Origin of the sequence: Enterobacter cloacae complex sp. 382A5 (genome assembly GCF_050031095.1) — a bacterium.
Taxonomy (GTDB): Bacteria; Pseudomonadota; Gammaproteobacteria; order Enterobacterales; family Enterobacteriaceae; genus Enterobacter; species Enterobacter cloacae.
In genome coordinates, this window is the sequence record NZ_JBLGVK010000001.1 from 1,745,621 (window position 1) to 1,765,535 (window position 19,915).

General features: G+C 54.3%; 21 protein-coding genes. 19 read left to right on the top strand and 2 right to left on the bottom strand.

Annotation, left to right across the window (positions count from 1 at the left end; all coding sequences use genetic code 11):
- Nucleotides 1–6: 6 nt before the first annotated feature.
- From ACQG2G_RS08240 to ptsG, 11 genes are all read left to right on the top strand, one after another.
- Nucleotides 7–960: a beta-ketoacyl-ACP synthase III gene (locus tag ACQG2G_RS08240; protein WP_013097122.1), complete on the top strand. Its 954-nt coding sequence runs from the start codon at nt 7–9 to the stop codon at nt 958–960.
- 15 nt (nt 961–975) lie between these two features.
- A complete protein-coding gene (gene fabD, locus ACQG2G_RS08245; protein WP_061771394.1) occupies nt 976–1,905 on the top strand; it encodes an ACP S-malonyltransferase in 930 nt (309 codons plus the stop codon).
- Nucleotides 1,906–1,917: 12 nt separating this feature from the next.
- Nucleotides 1,918–2,652, top strand: coding sequence for a 3-oxoacyl-ACP reductase FabG (fabG, locus tag ACQG2G_RS08250; protein WP_013097120.1), 735 nt, complete (start codon nt 1,918–1,920; stop codon nt 2,650–2,652).
- A 154-nt stretch (nt 2,653–2,806) separates the two neighbouring features.
- On the top strand, nt 2,807–3,043 hold the full coding sequence (gene acpP / locus ACQG2G_RS08255; protein WP_003857954.1) for an acyl carrier protein: 237 nt from the start codon (nt 2,807–2,809) through the stop codon (nt 3,041–3,043).
- A gap of 91 nt (nt 3,044–3,134) precedes the next feature.
- Nucleotides 3,135–4,376 (top strand): beta-ketoacyl-ACP synthase II, encoded by a 1,242-nt coding sequence (gene fabF / locus ACQG2G_RS08260; RefSeq protein ID WP_028028098.1) that lies wholly within the window; start codon nt 3,135–3,137, stop codon nt 4,374–4,376.
- A 121-nt stretch (nt 4,377–4,497) separates the two neighbouring features.
- Nucleotides 4,498–5,307: an aminodeoxychorismate lyase gene (gene pabC, locus ACQG2G_RS08265; protein WP_061771393.1), complete on the top strand. Its 810-nt coding sequence runs from the start codon at nt 4,498–4,500 to the stop codon at nt 5,305–5,307.
- Between the two features lie 2 nt (nt 5,308–5,309).
- Nucleotides 5,310–6,332, top strand: coding sequence for a cell division protein YceG (gene yceG, locus ACQG2G_RS08270; RefSeq protein ID WP_023621898.1), 1,023 nt, complete (start codon nt 5,310–5,312; stop codon nt 6,330–6,332).
- Nucleotides 6,322–6,963 carry a dTMP kinase gene (gene tmk, locus ACQG2G_RS08275; protein WP_013097116.1) on the top strand — a complete coding sequence of 214 codons (642 nt, stop codon included), beginning with the start codon at nt 6,322–6,324 and terminating at the stop codon, nt 6,961–6,963. Before yceG ends, tmk begins: the two co-directional genes overlap by 11 nt.
- Nucleotides 6,960–7,964: a DNA polymerase III subunit delta' gene (gene holB / locus ACQG2G_RS08280; protein ID WP_061771391.1), complete on the top strand. Its 1,005-nt coding sequence runs from the start codon at nt 6,960–6,962 to the stop codon at nt 7,962–7,964. The genes tmk and holB overlap by 4 nt, the downstream gene beginning before the upstream one ends.
- 10 nt (nt 7,965–7,974) lie before the next feature.
- The gene (locus tag ACQG2G_RS08285) at nt 7,975–8,769 is read left to right on the top strand and encodes a metal-dependent hydrolase (protein WP_061771389.1); all 795 of its coding nucleotides are present in this window, start codon (nt 7,975–7,977) and stop codon (nt 8,767–8,769) included.
- Nucleotides 8,770–9,066: 297 nt separating this feature from the next.
- Nucleotides 9,067–10,500 (top strand): PTS glucose transporter subunit IIBC, encoded by a 1,434-nt coding sequence (gene ptsG, locus ACQG2G_RS08290; RefSeq protein ID WP_013097113.1) that lies wholly within the window; start codon nt 9,067–9,069, stop codon nt 10,498–10,500.
- Nucleotides 10,501–10,584: 84 nt separating this feature from the next.
- On the opposite strand, the gene fhuE is transcribed toward ptsG, so the two are convergent.
- The gene (gene fhuE / locus ACQG2G_RS08295; protein WP_248078487.1) at nt 10,585–12,774 is read right to left on the bottom strand and encodes a ferric-rhodotorulic acid/ferric-coprogen receptor FhuE; all 2,190 of its coding nucleotides are present in this window, start codon (nt 12,772–12,774) and stop codon (nt 10,585–10,587) included.
- 351 nt (nt 12,775–13,125) lie between these two features.
- On the opposite strand from fhuE, the gene hinT reads away from it, so the two are divergent.
- From hinT to ACQG2G_RS08335, 8 genes are all read left to right on the top strand, one after another.
- Complete coding sequence (gene hinT / locus ACQG2G_RS08300; protein ID WP_013097111.1) at nt 13,126–13,485, top strand: purine nucleoside phosphoramidase; 360 nt, start codon at nt 13,126–13,128, stop codon at nt 13,483–13,485.
- 1 nt (nt 13,486) lies between these two features.
- Nucleotides 13,487–13,861, top strand: coding sequence for a YcfL family protein (locus tag ACQG2G_RS08305; protein WP_023621894.1), 375 nt, complete (start codon nt 13,487–13,489; stop codon nt 13,859–13,861).
- Nucleotides 13,862–13,874: 13 nt separating this feature from the next.
- Nucleotides 13,875–14,519: a penicillin-binding protein activator LpoB gene (lpoB, locus tag ACQG2G_RS08310; RefSeq protein WP_104668931.1), complete on the top strand. Its 645-nt coding sequence runs from the start codon at nt 13,875–13,877 to the stop codon at nt 14,517–14,519.
- Nucleotides 14,500–15,324: a thiamine kinase gene (gene thiK, locus ACQG2G_RS08315; RefSeq protein WP_061771552.1), complete on the top strand. Its 825-nt coding sequence runs from the start codon at nt 14,500–14,502 to the stop codon at nt 15,322–15,324. The genes lpoB and thiK overlap by 20 nt, the downstream gene beginning before the upstream one ends.
- An 11-nt stretch (nt 15,325–15,335) precedes the next feature.
- Complete coding sequence (gene nagZ / locus ACQG2G_RS08320) at nt 15,336–16,361, top strand: beta-N-acetylhexosaminidase (RefSeq protein WP_038979819.1); 1,026 nt, start codon at nt 15,336–15,338, stop codon at nt 16,359–16,361.
- A 34-nt stretch (nt 16,362–16,395) separates the two neighbouring features.
- Nucleotides 16,396–16,938, top strand: a complete 543-nt coding sequence (gene ycfP, locus ACQG2G_RS08325; RefSeq protein WP_013097106.1) for an alpha/beta hydrolase YcfP — start codon at nt 16,396–16,398, stop codon at nt 16,936–16,938.
- A gap of 238 nt (nt 16,939–17,176) precedes the next feature.
- Complete coding sequence (locus ACQG2G_RS08330; RefSeq protein ID WP_013097105.1) at nt 17,177–18,481, top strand: NAD(P)/FAD-dependent oxidoreductase; 1,305 nt, start codon at nt 17,177–17,179, stop codon at nt 18,479–18,481.
- A gap of 193 nt (nt 18,482–18,674) precedes the next feature.
- Nucleotides 18,675–19,214: a glycine zipper 2TM domain-containing protein gene (locus tag ACQG2G_RS08335; RefSeq protein WP_013097104.1), complete on the top strand. Its 540-nt coding sequence runs from the start codon at nt 18,675–18,677 to the stop codon at nt 19,212–19,214.
- Between the two features lie 55 nt (nt 19,215–19,269).
- Here ACQG2G_RS08335 and ACQG2G_RS08340 read toward each other — a convergent pair whose 3' ends face one another.
- Nucleotides 19,270–19,911, bottom strand: a complete 642-nt coding sequence (locus ACQG2G_RS08340) for a TetR/AcrR family transcriptional regulator (protein ID WP_038979824.1) — start codon at nt 19,909–19,911, stop codon at nt 19,270–19,272.
- Nucleotides 19,912–19,915: the final 4 nt, after the last annotated feature.

Genomic DNA, 19,915 nt, shown 5'->3' on the forward strand with positions numbered 1-19,915 from the left:
GCGTACATGTATACGAAGATTATTGGTACCGGCAGCTATCTGCCAACACAAGTGCGAACCAACGCCGATCTGGAAAAAATGGTAGATACGTCTGACGAGTGGATTGTCACGCGCACAGGTATCCGTGAACGTCGTATCGCCGCGCCAGACGAAACCGTGTCCACCATGGGTTATGAAGCCGCACAGCGTGCTATCGAGATGGCGGGCATCGATAAAGATCAGATTGGTTTGATCGTGGTTGCCACAACATCGGCCACGCATGCTTTCCCAAGCGCAGCGTGCCAGGTGCAGAATATGCTCGGTATTAAAGGCTGCCCGGCGTTTGACGTTGCCGCAGCCTGCGCAGGTTTCACCTATGCATTGAGCGTTGCCGATCAGTATGTAAAATCCGGCGCGGTGAAGTATGCGCTGGTGATCGGTGCTGACGTGCTGGCGCGTACCTGCGATCCAACCGATCGCGGAACGATCATTATTTTTGGCGATGGTGCGGGTGCCGTACTGCTGGGTCAGTCTGAAGAGCCGGGCATCATCTCCACGCATCTGCATGCTGACGGTAGCTATGGCGAACTGTTAACGCTGCCTAATGCCGACCGTGTGAATCCGGACAGCTCTATCTACCTGACCATGGCAGGTAACGAAGTGTTTAAGGTCGCGGTGACGGAACTGGCCCACATTGTTGATGAAACGCTGGAGGCGAATGGCCTTGAGCGCACCGCACTCGACTGGCTGGTGCCGCATCAGGCGAACCTGCGTATTATCAGTGCAACCGCGAAAAAGCTGGGCATGTCGATGGATAACGTTGTGGTGACGCTCGATCGCCACGGCAATACCTCTGCGGCGTCAGTACCGTGCGCCTTTGATGAAGCGGTACGTGACGGACGAATCAAACGGGGCCAGTTGGTCTTGCTTGAAGCCTTCGGTGGCGGGTTCACCTGGGGTTCCGCGCTGGTTCGTTTCTAGGATAAGGATTAAAAGATGACGCAATTTGCTTTTGTGTTTCCGGGTCAGGGCTCTCAAACCGTTGGGATGTTGTCTGAAATGGCAGCAAACTATCCGGTAATCGAAGAGACTTTCCGTGAAGCTTCCGATGCGCTGGGTTATGATTTATGGGCGCTGACCCAACAGGGTCCGGCCGAAGAGCTGAACAAAACCTGGCAGACTCAGCCAGCACTGCTTACTGCTTCCGTTGCGCTGTGGCGCGTCTGGCAGCAGAAGGGCGGTAAAGCGCCAGCCCTGCTCGCGGGCCATAGCCTGGGTGAATACTCTGCACTGGTCTGTGCCGGTGTGATCGCCTTTGCTGACGCGGTACGCCTGGTAGAACTGCGTGGTAAATTCATGCAGGAAGCGGTGCCAGAAGGTACGGGCGGCATGTCTGCTATTATCGGTCTCGACGATGCTTCCATCGCAAAAGCGTGTGAAGAATCAGCAGAAGGTCAGGTGGTTTCACCGGTTAACTTCAACTCGCCAGGCCAGGTGGTTATCGCCGGTCATAAAGAAGCGGTTGAACGTGCAGGTGCAGCCTGTAAAGCCGCGGGCGCGAAACGTGCGCTGCCGCTGCCAGTGAGTGTTCCGTCCCACTGTGCGCTGATGAAACCTGCTGCTGACAAGCTGGCGGTTGAGCTGGAAAAAATTACCTTTAACGCACCGACGATTTCCGTTGTGAACAACGTCGATGTGAAATGTGAAACCACGCCGGAGGCTATCCGTGATGCGCTGGTTCGCCAGCTTTATAGCCCGGTACAGTGGACCAAAACCGTTGAGTTTATGGCCTCTCAGGGCGTTGAGCACCTGTACGAAGTCGGCCCAGGGAAAGTCCTGACTGGTTTGACAAAACGTATTGTTGACACCCTGACTGCCTCGGCGATTAACGAGCAGGAAGCCATTGAAGCGGCACTCTCGCAATAAAAGAGGAATACCATGAGTTTTGAAGGAAAAATTGCCCTGGTCACTGGCGCAAGCCGCGGTATCGGGCGTGCAATTGCTGAAACACTGGCCGCGCGCGGCGCGAAAGTGATTGGTACAGCAACCAGCGAGAATGGCGCGAAGGCCATCAGCGACTATCTGGGTGCGAACGGTAAAGGTCTGGTACTGAATGTGACCGAACCTGCATCTATCGAATCTGTTCTGGAAAATATTCGCGCAGAGTTTGGCGAAGTGGATATTCTGGTCAATAATGCCGGGATCACTCGCGATAACCTGTTGATGCGAATGAAAGACGACGAGTGGAACGATATTATCGAAACCAACCTGTCATCTGTATTCCGTCTGTCAAAAGCGGTAATGCGCGCTATGATGAAAAAGCGTCATGGTCGTATTATCACTGTCGGTTCTGTGGTTGGTACCATGGGAAATGCTGGTCAGGCTAACTACGCTGCGGCGAAAGCAGGTCTGATTGGTTTCAGTAAGTCGCTGGCGCGTGAAGTCGCGTCCCGCGGGATTACTGTAAACGTTGTTGCTCCGGGCTTTATTGAAACGGACATGACGCGTGCGCTCACTGATGAGCAGCGTGCGGGTACGCTGGCAGCTGTTCCTGCGGGCCGCTTAGGCGACCCTAAAGAAATTGCCAGCGCGGTTGCATTTTTAGCCTCTGACGAAGCGGGTTACATCACTGGTGAAACCCTTCACGTCAACGGCGGGATGTATATGGTTTAATCACGATCGAAAATATTTGCGTTATTGGGGGGATTGGCCTCAAAATAACGTAAAATCGTGGTAAGACCTGCCGGGATTTAGTTGCAAATTTTTCAACATTTTATACACTACGAAAACCATCGCGAAAGCGAGTTTTGATAGGAAATTTAAGAGTATGAGCACTATCGAAGAACGCGTTAAGAAAATTATCGGCGAACAGCTGGGCGTTAAGCAGGAAGAAGTTGTGAACTCCGCTTCCTTCGTTGAAGACCTGGGCGCAGATTCTCTTGACACCGTTGAGCTGGTAATGGCTCTGGAAGAAGAGTTTGATACTGAGATTCCGGACGAAGAAGCTGAGAAGATCACCACCGTTCAGGCTGCCATTGATTACATCAACGGCCACCAGGCGTAAGTGAACATCTCCAGGCGGTCATTCGACCGCCTGAGTTTTATCTTTTTTAGTCCCACGAATCTCTTTTTTTATCCCTCCCTGGAGGACAAACGTGTCTAAGCGTCGTGTAGTTGTGACCGGACTTGGCATGTTGTCTCCTGTCGGCAATACCGTAGAGTCCACCTGGAAAGCTCTCCTTGCCGGTCAGAGCGGCATCAGCCTAATCGACCATTTCGATACTAGCGCCTATGCAACGAAATTTGCTGGCTTAGTAAAGGATTTTAACTGTGAAGAGATCATCTCGCGCAAAGAACAGCGCAAGATGGATGCCTTCATTCAATATGGAATTGTCGCTGGCGTTCAGGCCATGCAGGATTCTGGCCTTGAAATTACGGAAGAGAACGCAACCCGTATCGGTGCCGCTATTGGCTCCGGGATTGGCGGTCTTGGTCTGATCGAGGAAAACCATTCATCTCTCATGAATGGCGGACCGCGTAAAATCAGCCCGTTCTTCGTTCCGTCCACGATTGTTAATATGGTGGCGGGTCACCTGACCATCATGTTCGGTCTGCGTGGGCCAAGCATTTCTATCGCGACCGCATGTACCTCTGGCGTGCATAACATCGGCCAGGCCGCGCGTATGATTGCGTACGGCGATGCAGATGCTATGGTGGCAGGCGGTGCTGAAAAAGCCAGTACCCCGCTTGGCGTGGGTGGCTTTGGTGCTGCGCGCGCGCTGTCTACCCGCAACGATAATCCTCAGGCGGCAAGCCGTCCTTGGGACAAAGACCGTGACGGTTTCGTGCTGGGCGATGGTGCAGGTATGCTCGTTCTGGAAGAGTACGAACATGCGAAAAAACGTGGCGCGAAAATTTATGCTGAAGTCGTTGGCTTTGGTATGAGCAGCGATGCCTATCACATGACGTCACCGCCAGAAAATGGTGCGGGCGCCGCGCTGGCCATGGAAAACGCGATTCGCGATGCGGGTATTACCCCAGCGCAAATCGGCTACGTTAACGCACACGGTACCTCTACCCCTGCGGGCGATAAAGCAGAAGCTCAGGCTGTTAAGTCTATCTTCGGTGAATCTGCCAGCCGCGTACTGGTCAGCTCCACAAAATCCATGACCGGTCACCTGTTGGGTGCAGCGGGAGCAGTAGAGTCTATTTACTCTATTCTTGCGCTGCGCGACCAGGCTGTTCCGCCAACCATCAACCTGGATAACCCGGATGAAGGTTGCGATCTGGACTTCGTTCCTCACGAAGCGCGCCAGGTGAGTGGAATGGAGTACACCCTGTGTAACTCCTTCGGCTTTGGCGGTACTAACGGTTCTCTGATCTTCAAAAAGATCTGAGTCTGCGTACCCTATGGCTGTGAAAAAAGGTCCGCTTGTCGGGCCTTTTTTATTCAGGCTAATCTTCTTGTCGGCTGCACGACATACTGCCAGACTAAACGCCCACGCATAAGGAGCCACCATGTTTTTAATCAATGGCCTTGAGCAAGAATCTCTGCCTGCCAGCGACAGGGCGACTCAGTTTGGTGATGGCTGCTTTACCACGGCGCGCATTGCGGATGGCGACGTGTGTCTGCTGGATGCGCATATACGTCGTCTGCAAACGGCCTGCAAAACGTTACTGATCCCCTTTACGCAATGGGACACGTTGCGCCAGGAAATGCGCCAGCTTGCGTCCGGAAAGCCCAGTGGGGTACTCAAGGTCATTATCAGCCGCGGCAGCGGTGGACGGGGTTATAGCGGTGCCAGTTGCCAACATCCCACCCGGATCCTGTCGGTTTCTGCGTATCCTGCCCAGTATACGCGCTGGCGTGAAGAGGGCGTTACCCTGACGCTCAGCCCGGTACGTCTGGGAAGAAACCCCATGCTTGCCGGGATAAAACATCTCAATCGTCTTGAGCAGGTGCTAATCCGTACTCATCTTGAGCAGACGGCAGCCGATGAAGCGCTGGTTCTTGACAGCGAAGGGTTCATTACGGAATGCTGTGCGGCTAATTTATTCTGGCGGCAGGGCAACACTGTTTTCACGCCTTCGCTGGAACAGGCGGGAGTCAACGGTATTATGCGTCAGTTTTGTGTGCAGCAGCTGGCACGCTCTGACTTTCACGTTGTCGAAGTTAACGCACGCGAAGAGGCGTTGCAGGCAGCAGATGAAATCGTTATTTGCAACGCGCTGATGCCGGTTATACCTGTCCGCGCTTATGGTCAAATTTGCTTGCCATCGCGCGAGCTGTTCTCTTTTTTAGCCCCGATATGTGAGCAAACCAGATAGTCATGAAGAAAATGTTGCGCTTTGTCCTCCTTCTAATCGTTGCGCTGGGTATCGCTGGCGGCGCGGGAATGTGGAAAGTTCGCCAGCTGGCGGACAGTAAGATCCTGATTAAGGACGAAACGATCTTTACCCTGAAAGCGGGAACCGGGCGACTGGCGCTCGGTGAACAGCTTTATGGCGATAAAATCATTAATCGTCCACGCGTGTTCCAGTGGTTATTGCGTGTGGAACCTGAGCTGTCTCATTTTAAAGCTGGCACCTATCGTTTCACGCCCGGGATGACCGTCAGAGAGATGCTACAGCTGCTGGAAAGCGGCAAAGAAGCACAGTTCCCGCTGCGGTTTGTTGAAGGGATGCGCCTTAGCGATTACCTCAAACAGCTGCGTGATGCGCCGTATATTAAACACACGCTAAAAGATGACAGTTACCAGACGGTTGCCGCGGTACTTGAATTTGAACATCCCGAGTGGGTTGAAGGCTGGTTCTGGCCGGACACCTGGATGTATACAGCCGGAACAACCGATGTGGCGATCCTGAAGCGTGCGCACAAAAAAATGGTCGCGGCGGTGGAGTCTGCGTGGGAAGGGCGCGCCGATGGCCTGCCGTATAAAGATCAAAACCAGTTTGTCACCATGGCCTCAATTATTGAGAAAGAGACCGCGGTGGCTTCAGAGCGCGACCAGGTGGCGTCGGTCTTTATCAACCGACTGCGCATTGGCATGCGCCTGCAAACTGACCCTACCGTGATCTACGGAATGGGTGAGAGCTACAGCGGCAAGATTTCACGAAAAGATCTGGAGACGCCGACGGCGTATAATACCTACGTTATTAGCGGCCTGCCGCCAGGCCCGATTGCCACGCCGAGCGAAGCCTCGCTTAAGGCGGCCGCGCATCCGGCAAAAACACCGTATCTCTACTTTGTGGCTGATGGAAAAGGGGGGCATACCTTTAACACCAACCTTGCCAGCCATAATCGCTCCGTTCAGGATTATCTGAAGGCACTTAAGGAAAAAAATGCGCAGTAAATACATTGTCATTGAGGGACTCGAAGGAGCCGGTAAAACCACAGCCCGCAACGTGGTAATCGAAACGCTGAAAACGCTCGGCGTTGCGGACATGGTGTTTACCCGTGAACCCGGCGGTACGCAGCTGGCTGAAAAGCTGCGCAGCCTGGTGCTGGATATCAAATCCGTGGGCGATGAAGTTATCACTGACAAAGCCGAAGTGCTGATGTTCTATGCCGCTCGCGTGCAGCTGGTAGAGACGGTCATCAAACCGGCTCTGGCCGCTGGCAAGTGGGTCATTGGCGACCGTCACGATCTGTCGACTCAGGCGTATCAGGGCGGGGGACGCGGAATTGACCAGACAATGCTGGCAACGTTGCGTGATGCAGTATTAGGGGATTTCCGCCCCGATCTGACGCTGTATCTGGATGTAACGCCGGAAGTGGGCCTGAAGCGCGCGCGCGCGCGCGGCGAGCTGGATCGCATTGAGCAAGAGTCGCTCGACTTCTTTAATCGCACCCGCGCGCGTTATCTTGAACTCGCCAGTCAGGACAGTTCCATTCGCACCATTGATGCGACGCAGTCCCTGGAAGAGGTGACCCGTTCCATTGAGGAAACTGTCAAACACTGGCTACAGGAGCAACAGGCATGAAATGGTACCCATGGTTGCGCCCGCACTTTGAACAGCTGATCGCCAGCTATCAGGCCGGACGGGGGCATCATGCGTTACTGATTCAGGCATTGCCGGGCATGGGTGAAGATGCATTGATCTACGCCATCACCCGTTTTCTGATGTGCCAGCAGCCAGAAGGTCACAAAAGCTGCGGTAAATGCCGCGGCTGCCAGCTGATGCAGGCGGGCACGCATCCTGACTATTACACGCTGGAGCCGGAGAAGGGCAAAAGTGCGCTCGGTATCGATGCCGTGCGTGAAGTCAGTGAAAAATTATACGAGCACGCACGACTGGGTGGCGCAAAAGTCGTCTGGCTGAAAGACGCGGCGTTGCTTACCGAGGCGGCGGCAAACGCGCTGCTTAAAACGCTGGAGGAGCCACCGGAAAAAACGTGGTTCTTCCTGTCATGCCGCGATCCGGGTCGATTACTGGCGACGTTACGCAGTCGGTGTCGGCTTCATCACCTTGCGACTCCCCAGGAATCGTGGGCGCTGAGCTGGCTGGAGCGTGAGGTGACAACGTCACAGGATAGCGCGTTGTCCGCATTGCGCCTCAGCAGCGGCGCACCTGCCGCGGCGCTGGCTCTGCTGCAGGCGGACGTCTGGTCGCAACGAGAAGCGCTTTGCCGCGCCGTTGCCTCTGCGCTGGAGAGCGGTGACTGGTTGAGCGTACTGCCTGCACTTAACAGCGATCAGGCTGCCGAGCGTCTGCACTGGCTGGCTGCCTTACTTCTGGATGCCCTCAAGATCCAGCAGGGGGCCACGCTGCTGACCAATCCCGATGTCTGGCCACTGGTAAACACGCTGGCGAATCGTCTGCCAGGCGCCACGTTGCGTGCGATCCTGCACGATACTTGCCAGAGCCGCGAACAACTTTTAGCGGTAACCGGTCTTAATCGCGAGCTTGTACTGACCGACCAGTTACTGCGTATCGAACATTACCTGCAACCAGGCGTCACTCCGCCTGTTTCCCATCTCTGAGAGAGACATTATGTTTTTAGTCGACTCACACTGCCATCTCGATGGCCTGGATTATCAATCCCTGCATAAAGACGTGGACGACGTGCTGGCAAAAGCCGCCGCCCGCGATGTGAAATTTTGCCTTGCGGTGGCTACCACGCTGCCGGGCTATCGCACCATGCGTGAGCTGGTGGGCGTTCGCCCTAATGTGGTCTTTTCCTGTGGCGTGCATCCGCTCAATCAGGATGAAGCATACGACGTCGATGAGCTACGTCGCCTGGCGGCCGAAGAGGGCGTGGTAGCGATGGGGGAAACCGGGCTGGATTATTACTACACGCCGGAGACCATGGCGCGTCAGCAGGAGTCCTTCCGCCATCACATTCGCATTGGCCGTGAGCTTAACAAACCGGTTATCGTTCATACCCGCGATGCCCGCGCCGATACCCTGGCGATCCTCAGGGAAGAAAACGTGACGGATTGCGGTGGCGTACTACACTGTTTCACAGAAGACAGAGAAACGGCGGCAAAACTGCTTGATTTAGGGTTTTATATCTCGTTTTCCGGGATCGTGACGTTCCGTAACGCTGAGCAGCTTCGCGATGCTGCGCGTTATGTTCCGCTCGATCGTATTCTGGTGGAAACAGACTCTCCTTATCTGGCTCCGGTACCGCATCGCGGTAAAGAAAACCAGCCAGCAATGACGAGAGACGTGGCTGAATACATGGCCGTTCTGAAGGGCGTCAGTATCGAAGAGCTGGCCCGCGTCACGACGGAAAACTTCTCTACACTGTTCCATATTGACCCCGCCCGCCTGCAATCTGTTTGATACATCTGTTTTTTTTAGGCTCGTAATTAATAGTTAAAACGAGTAAAGTTCACCGCCTCATTTGGGGCGGTGATGGTGTTTTTAGACACATCCAGAAATGCTTTTTGTAAATAACTGAAAGTTTTTCGACCGTCTTAAGCTGAAACGTGATAGCCGTCAAACAAACTCAGAGGGAATTATTTTACTCTGTGTAATAAATAAAGGGCGCTTAGATGTCCTGTCCACGGCACGGTACTCCCCCCGGGCCAATGCGTGAAAGCGTAAAAAAAGCACAAATACTCAGGAGCACTCTCAATTATGTTTAAGAATGCATTTGCTAACCTGCAAAAGGTCGGTAAATCGCTGATGCTGCCAGTATCCGTACTGCCTATCGCAGGTATCCTGCTGGGTGTCGGTTCTGCAAACTTCAGCTGGCTGCCAGCCGTAGTGTCCCACGTAATGGCCGAAGCAGGCGGTTCTGTCTTTGCTAACATGCCGCTGATCTTCGCTATCGGTGTTGCTCTGGGCTTCACCAATAACGACGGCGTTTCTGCGCTGGCTTCTGTGGTTGCCTACGGCATCATGGTGAAAACCATGGCTGTGGTTGCACCGCTGGTTCTGCATTTACCTGCTGAAGAGATCGCAGCGAAACACCTGGCGGATACCGGTGTTCTGGGCGGTATCATCTCCGGTGCGATTGCAGCGTACATGTTTAACCGCTTCTATCGCATCAAGCTGCCTGAGTATCTGGGCTTCTTCGCGGGCAAGCGTTTCGTTCCGATCATCTCTGGTCTGGCAGCGATTTTCACGGGTGTGATCCTGTCCTTCATCTGGCCACCAATCGGTACGGCAATCCAGACCTTCTCTCAGTGGGCTGCTTATCAGAACCCGGTTGTGGCGTTCGGTATCTACGGCTTCATTGAGCGTTGCCTGGTGCCATTTGGTCTGCACCACATCTGGAACGTTCCATTCCAGATGCAGATTGGTGAATTCACCAACGCAGCAGGTCAGGTGTTCCACGGTGATATCCCACGTTACATGGCGGGTGACCCAACTGCAGGTAAACTGTCTGGTGGCTTCCTGTTCAAAATGTATGGTCTGCCAGCTGCGGCAATTGCAATCTGGCACTCTGCTAAACCAGAGAACCGTGCAAAAGTGGGCGGTATCATGATCTCCGCAGCGCTGACCTCGTTCCTGACCGGTATCACCGAGCCGATCGAGTTCTCCTTCATGTTCGTTGCGCCGATCCTGTACGTTATCCACGCGATTCTGGCGGGTCTGGCGTTCCCAATCTGTATCCTGCTGGGTATGCGTGACGGTACGTCCTTCTCACACGGTCTGATCGACTTCATCGTTCTGTCCGGTAACAGCAGCAAACTGTGGCTGTTCCCAATCGTGGGTGCGTGCTATGCCGTTGTTTACTACACCATCTTCCGCGTGCTGATCAAAGCACTGGACCTGAAAACGCCAGGTCGTGAAGATGCAACAGAAGACAGCAAAGCAGGCGCGACCAGCGAAATGGCTCCGGCACTGGTTGCAGCATTCGGCGGTAAAGAGAACATCACTAACCTGGACGCGTGTATCACTCGTCTGCGTGTGAGCGTTGCCGATGTTGCGAAAGTAGACCAGCCGGGTCTGAAAAAACTGGGTGCAGCAGGTGTGGTTGTTGCAGGTTCTGGTGTTCAGGCAATCTTCGGTACCAAATCCGATAACCTGAAAACCGAAATGGATGAATACATCCGCAACAGCTAAGCTGTGACCTGGGGAGACTAAGGCAGCCGAATGGCTGCCTTTTTTATGCCTGCAGTTTTGTTATGTCGGGTAGCGGCTGTACACTCAGAAGTCGTAGCTCGCGCTTACAGAGACGTTCAGCGGCGCGCCATATACCACATAAGAGCCGACGTAGTCGTAATACTCTTTGTCGAACAGGTTGTTGATGTTAGCCTGGACAGCAAAATCTTTAGTCACCTGATACCGGCTAAACAGGTTAACCAGCGCGTAGCTGCCTTGTTCTGCCCGTGATCGGCCTGCCGGGCCGCCATCTACATCGTTCCAGACTTTATTCTGCCAGTTCACCCCGCCGCCCACTGCCAGTGCAGGTAGCATGGGCAGTTGATAACGGGTAAAGAGCTTCATTGTGGTACGAGGCTGATCGGAACTTACCGCGTTGCCGCGCTTGTCTTCAGCAATGTAGCGGGTTGCGCCGAAGGTCAGCTGCCAGTTATCGGTCAGGGCCCCGTTTAGCTCGAACTCGATCCCTTTACTGACGACCCCATCCAGAGATTCATAAATTGACTCGCCGCTGGGCATGTAGGTGTAGGTATTATTCGCCACATTATCCTGCTCAATGCGGAAGAGGGCGAGCGAGGTGGTCAGGCGCGTACTAAACCAGTCTGCTTTCACCCCGGCTTCATAGCTTTTCCCCGTTGTCGGGTCCAGGTAGCGGCCGCTGGCGTCACGTTTGTCCTGAGGCTGGAAGATGGAGGTATAACTGACGTAGGTTGACCAGTCTTCATTGATATCATAAACAAGGCCCGCATATGGCGTTACATCATCCTTACTGCTTTCCAGGCGGGTGTCCGGGGAGCCCGCCGGGTTATAGCGAATGCTGTAATGGGTATAACGCGCACCGAGGATCAGAGATAGCGGATCGGCAAGCGAGAAGCGGGCTGAGGTATAGGCTGAAGACTGGCGGATATCATCCTGACTGTAAAGCTTCCAGGGGGTCCACTGTGGATCGGCGATATTCCCGTTCCAGTTTTTGAAGTTACCCACGTCAACCATGCCGTACAGCGCGTCCGGCATGGTGTTGTCATAGTGGTTACGCTGGCGGCTGAAGCTACCGCCAAACATCATCTCATGCTGGCGACCGAAAAGATCGAAACCGCCGCGCAGGAAGGCATCCACCGCATCCTGCTTACGTTCACCGCGGTTCCAGCCGCCATATCCGACCATACCCGCACCGGTCTCTTTATCCGGGTAGCCGGACATATACATCAGTTTGCTGTCGAAGTTGGTGTCGGCATGCATGCCGTTGATGTGGGCTTCCCAGCCGTTGTCGAAGTGTTGGGTGAGGTTGGCGAAAATACGGGTGTTGTCTTTATCTGAATAAGCCCAGTCTGGTGCAACGGTCTGGCTGCGGTTGTAATGGGTTTTGCTGCCATCGCTGTACCAGGTTGGCAGGCCGCCCCAGGTTGGGTTATCGGTATCGCTTTCCTGATATTCATAGCCCACAGACAGGGTGGTGCTGTCAGTCACGTCCGCATCGACCACGCCATAGAGGAACTTTTTGCGGTAGTGGTAGTTATCAACAAAACTGTCGTTGTCCTGATAACCCGTAATAAGACGACCGCGCACGTTACCCGACTCTACCAGCGGAGCCTGCAGATCCAGCACGTAGCGTTGTTTGTCCCAGCTACCGTAACTGGCGGAGACATTGCCTTTAAATTCATTGCTGTCTGCATGCTTACGTACCATGTTGACGTAGGCGGCGGGATTTCCCGTGCCGGACATCAGGCCGGTTGCGCCGCGTACCACTTCAATACGATCGTAAATGGCGGTATCGGCGGCGGTGTCGCCAAAGTTCCATACTTCGCTGATGGAGGTTGGCAGATCATCATACGCATAGTTACTGACAAAGAAGCCGCGCGAGTAAAATACCGTCCGGTCGCTGTCCTGTACCTGCGCGGTGACGCCGGTGGTGTTAGTTAACACCTGGCCGAGGGATTGCAGATTCTGATCTGCCATACGCTGCTGGCTAATGACGCTGACGGACTGCGGAATATCGCGGGGAACCAGTAACAGTTTCGTCCCCGTGGTGGTGGTCTTAACGCTGTAGTCCGTATCCTGACTGCTGGACGGGTCCTGTGCGTTATCAAAACCGCCCTCGACAACCACGGTATCTTCGGTCGCTGAGGCGGCGAAACTGACGGCTGGCATCAATGCCATAGCAATACAGGCAGCCAGCAACGAAGGCGTGGCGGCTGGCTGCGGTTGCCCATCCCTGGTGTGATAAATGAAAGACATCATCAAACCCTTACTGAATGGTGAAAGGTGAGTGCGACAGTCCCGCGAGTGCGGGCTGACGTCGTTTTCTATGTTAAAAATGCGCATGAAAATGCAAATGCGAAATATACGCATTGTGATTAGCACTGTAAACAGATGTGTCAAAAGGAAATGAAATTATGTTTCAGGTGGTGAAGCGTCGAGAGCGGTTACTCTTCAGTCAGCTGAAACGCTTTCAGGAAAGAAATCCGGGGAGAAGGTTGAAAGGACAGGAGAAAGTCGCTCATACTCTTCCATTGTGCCACACACTCATGCAGAGATTGTGTTAATAGCGGACGCACCACGCCAGATTAAACTACAAAGGAACAGGTCATGGCTGAAGAAACCATTTTCAGTAAAATTATCCGCCGCGAAATCCCTTCGGATATCGTTTATCAGGATGAGCTGGTGACGGCTTTCAGAGATATTTCTCCTCAGGCTCCGACTCATATCCTTATCATTCCAAATATTCTGATTCCCACCGTCAATGACGTAAAAGCCGAGCATGAAGTGGCGTTAGGCCGTATGCTGACGGTAGCCGCGAAAATCGCCGAGCAGGAGGGGATTGCTGAAGACGGTTACCGTTTGATCATGAACTGTAATCGCCATGGTGGTCAGGAAGTTTATCATATTCATATGCATCTTCTGGGTGGGCGTCCTCTGGGACCGATGCTGTCACATAAAGGTCTTTGACATGTTAAAAGGGCGTATTGCAGCGCTGGCAATGACATTGGTAATGGTGGGATGCAGCACGCGCCCGGCCATTCCCGTCAGTGATGAACAGACGCTGGTGATGGAGTCCTCGGTACTTGCCGCGGGCATCACCGCAGAACAACCTACGTTGACCATCAGTGAAATTAAATCTTCTGCGTCCTCTACGCTCTTTAACGAAAGACACGAACCGGTGACGGTGCACTACCGTTTCTTCTGGTATGACGTACGGGGTCTTGAAATGCACCCGCTGGAAGCGCCGCGCAGCGTGACCATTCCGGCAGGATCGTCGGTAACGCTCTATGGTAGCGCCAACTATCTGGGTGCGCATAAGGTGAGACTTTATCTTTATCTGTAAGAGGTGAACCTTGATTAAAAATATGAGCCGTTATGCGCTCGTGACAGCTTTTGCACTGTTCCTTGCAGGATGTGTGACGCGAACCGAACAGCCTGCGCCGGTGGACGAGGCAAAACCGGGTACGGAGCAGCCGACACAGCCAACGCAACCGCAGCCAACCGTGCCGTCTGTACCGACGATCCCGTCGCAGCCTGGCCCGATTGAACATCCGGACCAGACCTCCCAGCCAACGCCGCGCGTGCGTCATTATGACTGGAACGGTGCGATGCAACCGATGGTGGGCAAAATGCTGCAGGCGCAGGGCGTGACGGCAGGCAGCGTACTGCTGGTGGATAGCGTAAATAACCGGACTAACGGTTCACTCAATGCCGGGGAAGCGACAGAAACCCTGCGCAATGCACTGGCCAATAACGGCAAGTTTACGCTGGTTTCCGCACAGCAGCTGGCAGTAGCCAAACAGCAGCTTGGTCTGTCGCCACAGGACAGCCTCGGTACGCGCAGTAAGGCGATGGGGATTGCCCGTAACGTTGGTGCGCAGTATGTGCTGTACTCTAATGCCACCGGTAACGTGAATACGCCAGCCCTGCAGATGCAGCTGATGCTGGTTCAGACAGGCGAGATTATCTGGTCAGGTAAAGGTGCGGTTACGCAACTCTGACTGCACGCGTGAAGCGATCCTCACGCGTTATTTTCCGCAGTATCGTCTTATCGCGCCGCAGGCCCACTCCGGGCTTGGCGGCGCGAGTTGCATTCTGGAACAGGGCGAGCAGCGTCTGGTGTTGCGTCATCACCACGATCCCTTAGCCCCCGTTTCCCATTTTCGCCGTCAGTTTCGTGTCCTTAAGCGTCTACCGGCGGATCTCGTGCCAGCCCCGCGCTTTTTCAGACAGGGCTGGATGGCGGTAGAGTATCTGGCAGGGGAGATCCGGCATACGCTGCCCGACAGCGCAACGCTTGCGACGACGCTCTGTCAGTTGCACCAGCAGCCGTGTCTGGGGTGGCGAGTCACGCTACTCCCTTTGCTGGAACAATACTGGCAGCGAGCCTCACCGGACAGACGTACCCCACGGTGGCTTGCGCAGCTTAAACGGTTACGCACTGCGGGAGAGCCTCAGCCGCTTCGGCTGTCGCCATTGCACATGGATGTTCATGCCGGAAATATTGTGCATACGTCCACCGGCATCAGGCTTATCGACTGGGAGTATGCCGGCGATGGGGATGTGGCACTGGAGCTGGCGGCCGTCTGGGTGGAAGATGATACAGCGCGCCAAAGACTGATCGGCGATTACGCCCGCATTGCGCATCTGGACGCGGGACAGCTGGCGCGTCAGGTCAGACGCTGGCGACCCTGGGTCGTCATGCTGATGGCGGGCTGGTTTGAAATGCGTTTTCAGCAGTCCGGCGAGAAACAATTTATGGCGCTGGCAGATGATGCCTGGCGCCAGTTACACATTAAAGGATAAGAGAGGTTGCTGTGGGTCCAGTCATGTTGGATGTAGAAGGGTTTGAACTGGATGCGGAGGAGCGTGAAATTCTGGCGCACCCGCTGGTGGGGGGGCTCATCCTGTTTACCCGCAACTATCACGATCCGGCGCAGTTGCGTGAGCTGGTTCGCCAGATCCGCGCGGCGTCGCGTAATCATCTGGTCGTGGCCGTCGATCAGGAAGGCGGGCGCGTGCAGCGTTTCCGTGAGGGCTTCACCCGTCTGCCCGCGGCCCAGTCTTTCGCGGCGCTGCTCGGCACCGAAGAGGGCGGAAATCTGGCCCAGGAGGCCGGCTGGCTGATGGCCAGCGAGATGATTGCCATGGATATCGACATCAGTTTTGCCCCGGTGCTGGACGTAGGGCATATCAGTGCGGCAATTGGCGAGCGCTCTTACCATAGCGATCCCCGTATTGCGCTGGAGATGGCCACCCGCTTTATCGACGGCATGCACGATGCAGGAATGAAAACCACCGGTAAACACTTCCCGGGGCACGGCGCCGTGACGGCGGATTCGCATAAAGAGACTCCGCGTGATCCGCGCCCGGAGGCGGAAATTCGTGCCAAAGATATGTCGGTGTTCCGCTCGCTGATTAGCGATAACAAGCTGGATGCCATTATGCCTGCGCATGTGATTTACAGTGACGTCGACCCGCGCCCGGCGAGCGGTTCTCCGCACTGGTTAAAAAATGTGCTGCGTCAGGAGCTCGGTTTCAACGGCGTGATCTTCTCCGACGATTTGTCGATGGAAGGGGCGGCGATCATGGGCAGCTACGCGGAGCGTGGGCAGGCGTCGCTCGACGCAGGTTGCGATATGATCCTCGTCTGCAATAATCGTAAAGGCGCAGTCAGCGTGCTGGATAACCTGTCGCCGATCAATGCAGAGCGTGTTACACATTTGTATCATAAAGGTTCATTTAGCCGTCAGGAGCTGATGGATTCGGCACGCTGGAAAGCGGTTAACGCCCGGCTTGAAGCACTGAATGAGCGCTGGCAGGCACATAAAGCCAGCCTGTAAATCCTCCCGGAAGGCGTAGCGTGGTGAGAAGACGATGATCATCTATTTACACGGTTTTGACTCAAACAGTCCTGGTAATCATGAGAAGGTACTGCAACTGCAGTTTATCGATCCGGATGTACGGCTGATCAGCTACAGCACGCGCCATCCGAAACATGACATGCAGCATCTGCTCAAAGAAGTGGACAAGATGCTGCAGCTCAACATCGACGATCGCCCGCTGATTTGCGGCGTGGGGCTGGGTGGCTACTGGGCGGAGCGGATTGGATTCCTGTGCGATATTCGCCAGGTGGTATTCAATCCTAACCTGTTCCCGAACGAGAACATGGAAGGCAAGATTGACCGTCCAGAAGAGTATGTCGATATTGCCACCAAGTGCGTCAGCAATTTCCGTGAAAAGAACCGCGACCGCTGTCTGGTGATCCTTTCGCGTAATGATGAGGCGCTTAACAGCCACCGTGCGGCTGAGCTGTTGCATCACTACTATGAAATTGTCTGGGACGAAGAACAGACCCACAAGTTCAAGAATATCTCCCCGCATCTGCAGCGCATCAAAGCCTTCAAAACACTGGGCTAAGATACTGCATAAGATCTCCCTGGCCCGGCCGCGAAAGCGTGCCGGGCTTTCTTTTTCTGCAGAATTGTCTACTTTTAAGCCACCAAAACTTGATGCACATCAATTTTGGTATGACCAATGCGCCTGACGTGGTATTCTCAATGCACCTGAATGGTTTCAGTGCTGTAACCTGTTGTTAATTAAGGGTTATTTTTATAACTTTTAATTAACAATTGGTTAATAATTTGAGGGGGTCACGTTGACTACGCCATTGAAAAAGATAGTGATTGTAGGCGGTGGTGCTGGCGGGCTGGAGCTGGCGACACAGTTGGGTAAGAAGCTGGGTCGCGGCAAAAAAGCCAAAATCACGCTGGTGGATCGTAACCACAGCCACCTGTGGAAACCGTTGCTGCACGAAGTGGCGACCGGTTCACTGGATGAGGGCGTGGACGCGCTGAGCTATCTGGCGCACGCACGTAACCACCATTTCCAGTTCCAGCTGGGTTCCGTGGTGGATATCAATCGTGAGAGCAAAACCATTACCCTGGCCGAACTGCGTGATGAAAAAGGGGAGTTGCTGGTCCCGGAGCGCAAGCTTGCTTATGACACACTGGTGATGGCGCTGGGCAGTACCTCCAACGATTTCAACACCCCGGGTGTGAAAGAGCACTGCATTTTCCTGGATAACCCGCACCAGGCGCGTCGTTTCCACCAGGAAATGCTGAACCTGTTCCTGAAGTACACCAATAACATGGGTGCGAATGGCAAGGTGAATATCGCCATTGTAGGCGGTGGCGCAACGGGCGTTGAACTCTCCGCTGAGCTGCACAATGCGGTAAAACAGCTGCACAGCTACGGGTATAAAGGGTTAACCAATGAAGCGCTGAACGTAACGCTGGTTGAGGCAGGTGAGCGTATTCTGCCTGCGCTGCCTCCGCGTATTTCTGGCGCGGCGCATAACGAACTGACCAAACTGGGCGTACGTGTTCTCACCCAGACGATGGTGACCAGCGCAGACGAAGGTGGCCTGCACACCAAAGATGGCGAGTACATCAAAGCGGATCTGATGGTCTGGGCGGCGGGTATCAAAGCACCTGATTTCATGAAAGACATTGGCGGGCTGGAAACCAACCGTATCAATCAGCTGGTGACCGAGCCGACGCTGCAAACCACGCGCGATCCGGAGATTTTCGCGATTGGTGACTGTGCGTCATGCGCGCGTCCTGAAGGCGGTTTCGTGCCTCCTCGCGCTCAGGCAGCGCATCAGATGGCAAGCCTGGTGCTGCACAATATTCTGGCACAGCGCAAAGGCAAGCCAATGAAGGCCTACGTCTACAAAGACCACGGCTCTCTGGTTTCGTTGTCGAACTTCTCAACCGTAGGCAGCCTGATGGGGAACCTGATGCGCGGCTCGATGATGGTAGAAGGGCGCATCGCACGCTTTGTCTATATCTCCCTGTACCGTATGCACCAGATTGCGCTGCACGGCTACTTCAAAACCGGGTTGATGATGCTGGTAGGACGAATCAACCGCGTAATCCGTCCACGTCTGAAGCTGCACTAATTTTTCTCTCCCTCCGGGCCCTCCGGAGGGATTTTTTAGCATATCATGCTGCTCATCACAGATTGAGCGCTTAAGAGTTCTCCTAAACGCCCTGTCACTCTCCTGAAAGCTATTTTTTTGAGCCTTTGTCTTATTGGCGAAGCGTAGCCTGCATTGCAAAATTGTTACCAATAGCAACAAAGGAGGAAGTCCCGTGAATAAATCAATGTTGGCGGGTATAGGGATTGGCGTCGCTGCTGCGTTAGGTGTGGCTGCCGTTGCCAGTCTCAACGTACTGAATCGCGGCCCACAGTATGCGCAGGTGGTTTCTGCAACCCCCATTAAAGAAACAGTTAAAACGCCTCGTCAGGAGTGCCGTAACGTCTCTGTCACCCATCGTCGTCCGGTTCAGGATGAAAACCGTATTGCCGGCTCTGTGCTGGGCGCGGTAGCAGGCGGGGTGATTGGTCACCAGTTTGGTGGCGGCCGTGGTAAAGATGTGGCGACCGTGGTCGGTGCGCTGGGTGGCGGCTATGCCGGTAACCAGGTGCAGGGCGCAATGCAGGATAACGATACGTACACCACGACACAGCAGCGCTGTAAAACCGTCTATGACAAGTCGGAAAAAATGCTGGGTTATGACGTGACGTACAAAATTGGTGACCAGCAGGGCAAAATCCGTATGGACAGAGACCCTGGCACACAAATTCCGCTGGATGGAAATGGCCAGCTGGTACTGAATAACAAAGCGTAAAAAAAGATGTTCTCTGAACTTAGCTCCTCAAGCGCTCAGGCTGAGGAGCTTTTTTTTAGCCCTGCATTTTAAGCAGTTCAGGCCACAGTCGCAGGGTGGTCTCGGTGATATGCTGCAGTTTTTCCAGCGTCGCCCCTTCTCGGGCGCTAATCGACATCCCCTGTAAAATACAGCTCAGGTATTGTGCTAATTCCTGAGGGCGGCAATGTGCTGGAATTTCACCACGCTGCTGGCGCTGGGCCAGGAAGGTGCTGAGCGTCTCCTCCTGCATGGCATGACGCGATTTCACCGTGTTGGCGATCTCTTTCGAGGAGGCCGCAAGCGTCGCGGAGGTGTTAATCATAAAACAGCCCGCGGGCGTCTCTTTGCTGGTGAAGCAGGTGGCGATGGCGGTGAAATAGTCATGCAGTGCCTGCTCAACCGTTTTCTCTTCACAAAATAGCTGTGCTTCGTATCGCGATGCGAAGCGAGAGATGTATCGGTCCAGTACCGCCCTGAACAACCCCTCTTTATTCGTGAATTCCGCATACAGCGTCGGCGCTTTGGCTCCGGTGGCTTCTACCAGATCGGAAAGCGAAGTCGCTTCATACCCATGTTGCCAGAAGAGAGTCATGGCCTTATCAAGCGCTGCATCCCTGTCGAACACTTTTGGTCGGCCACGGCTTTTCTTCGCACAACTCGTGACATCGGTTGTCATTTGC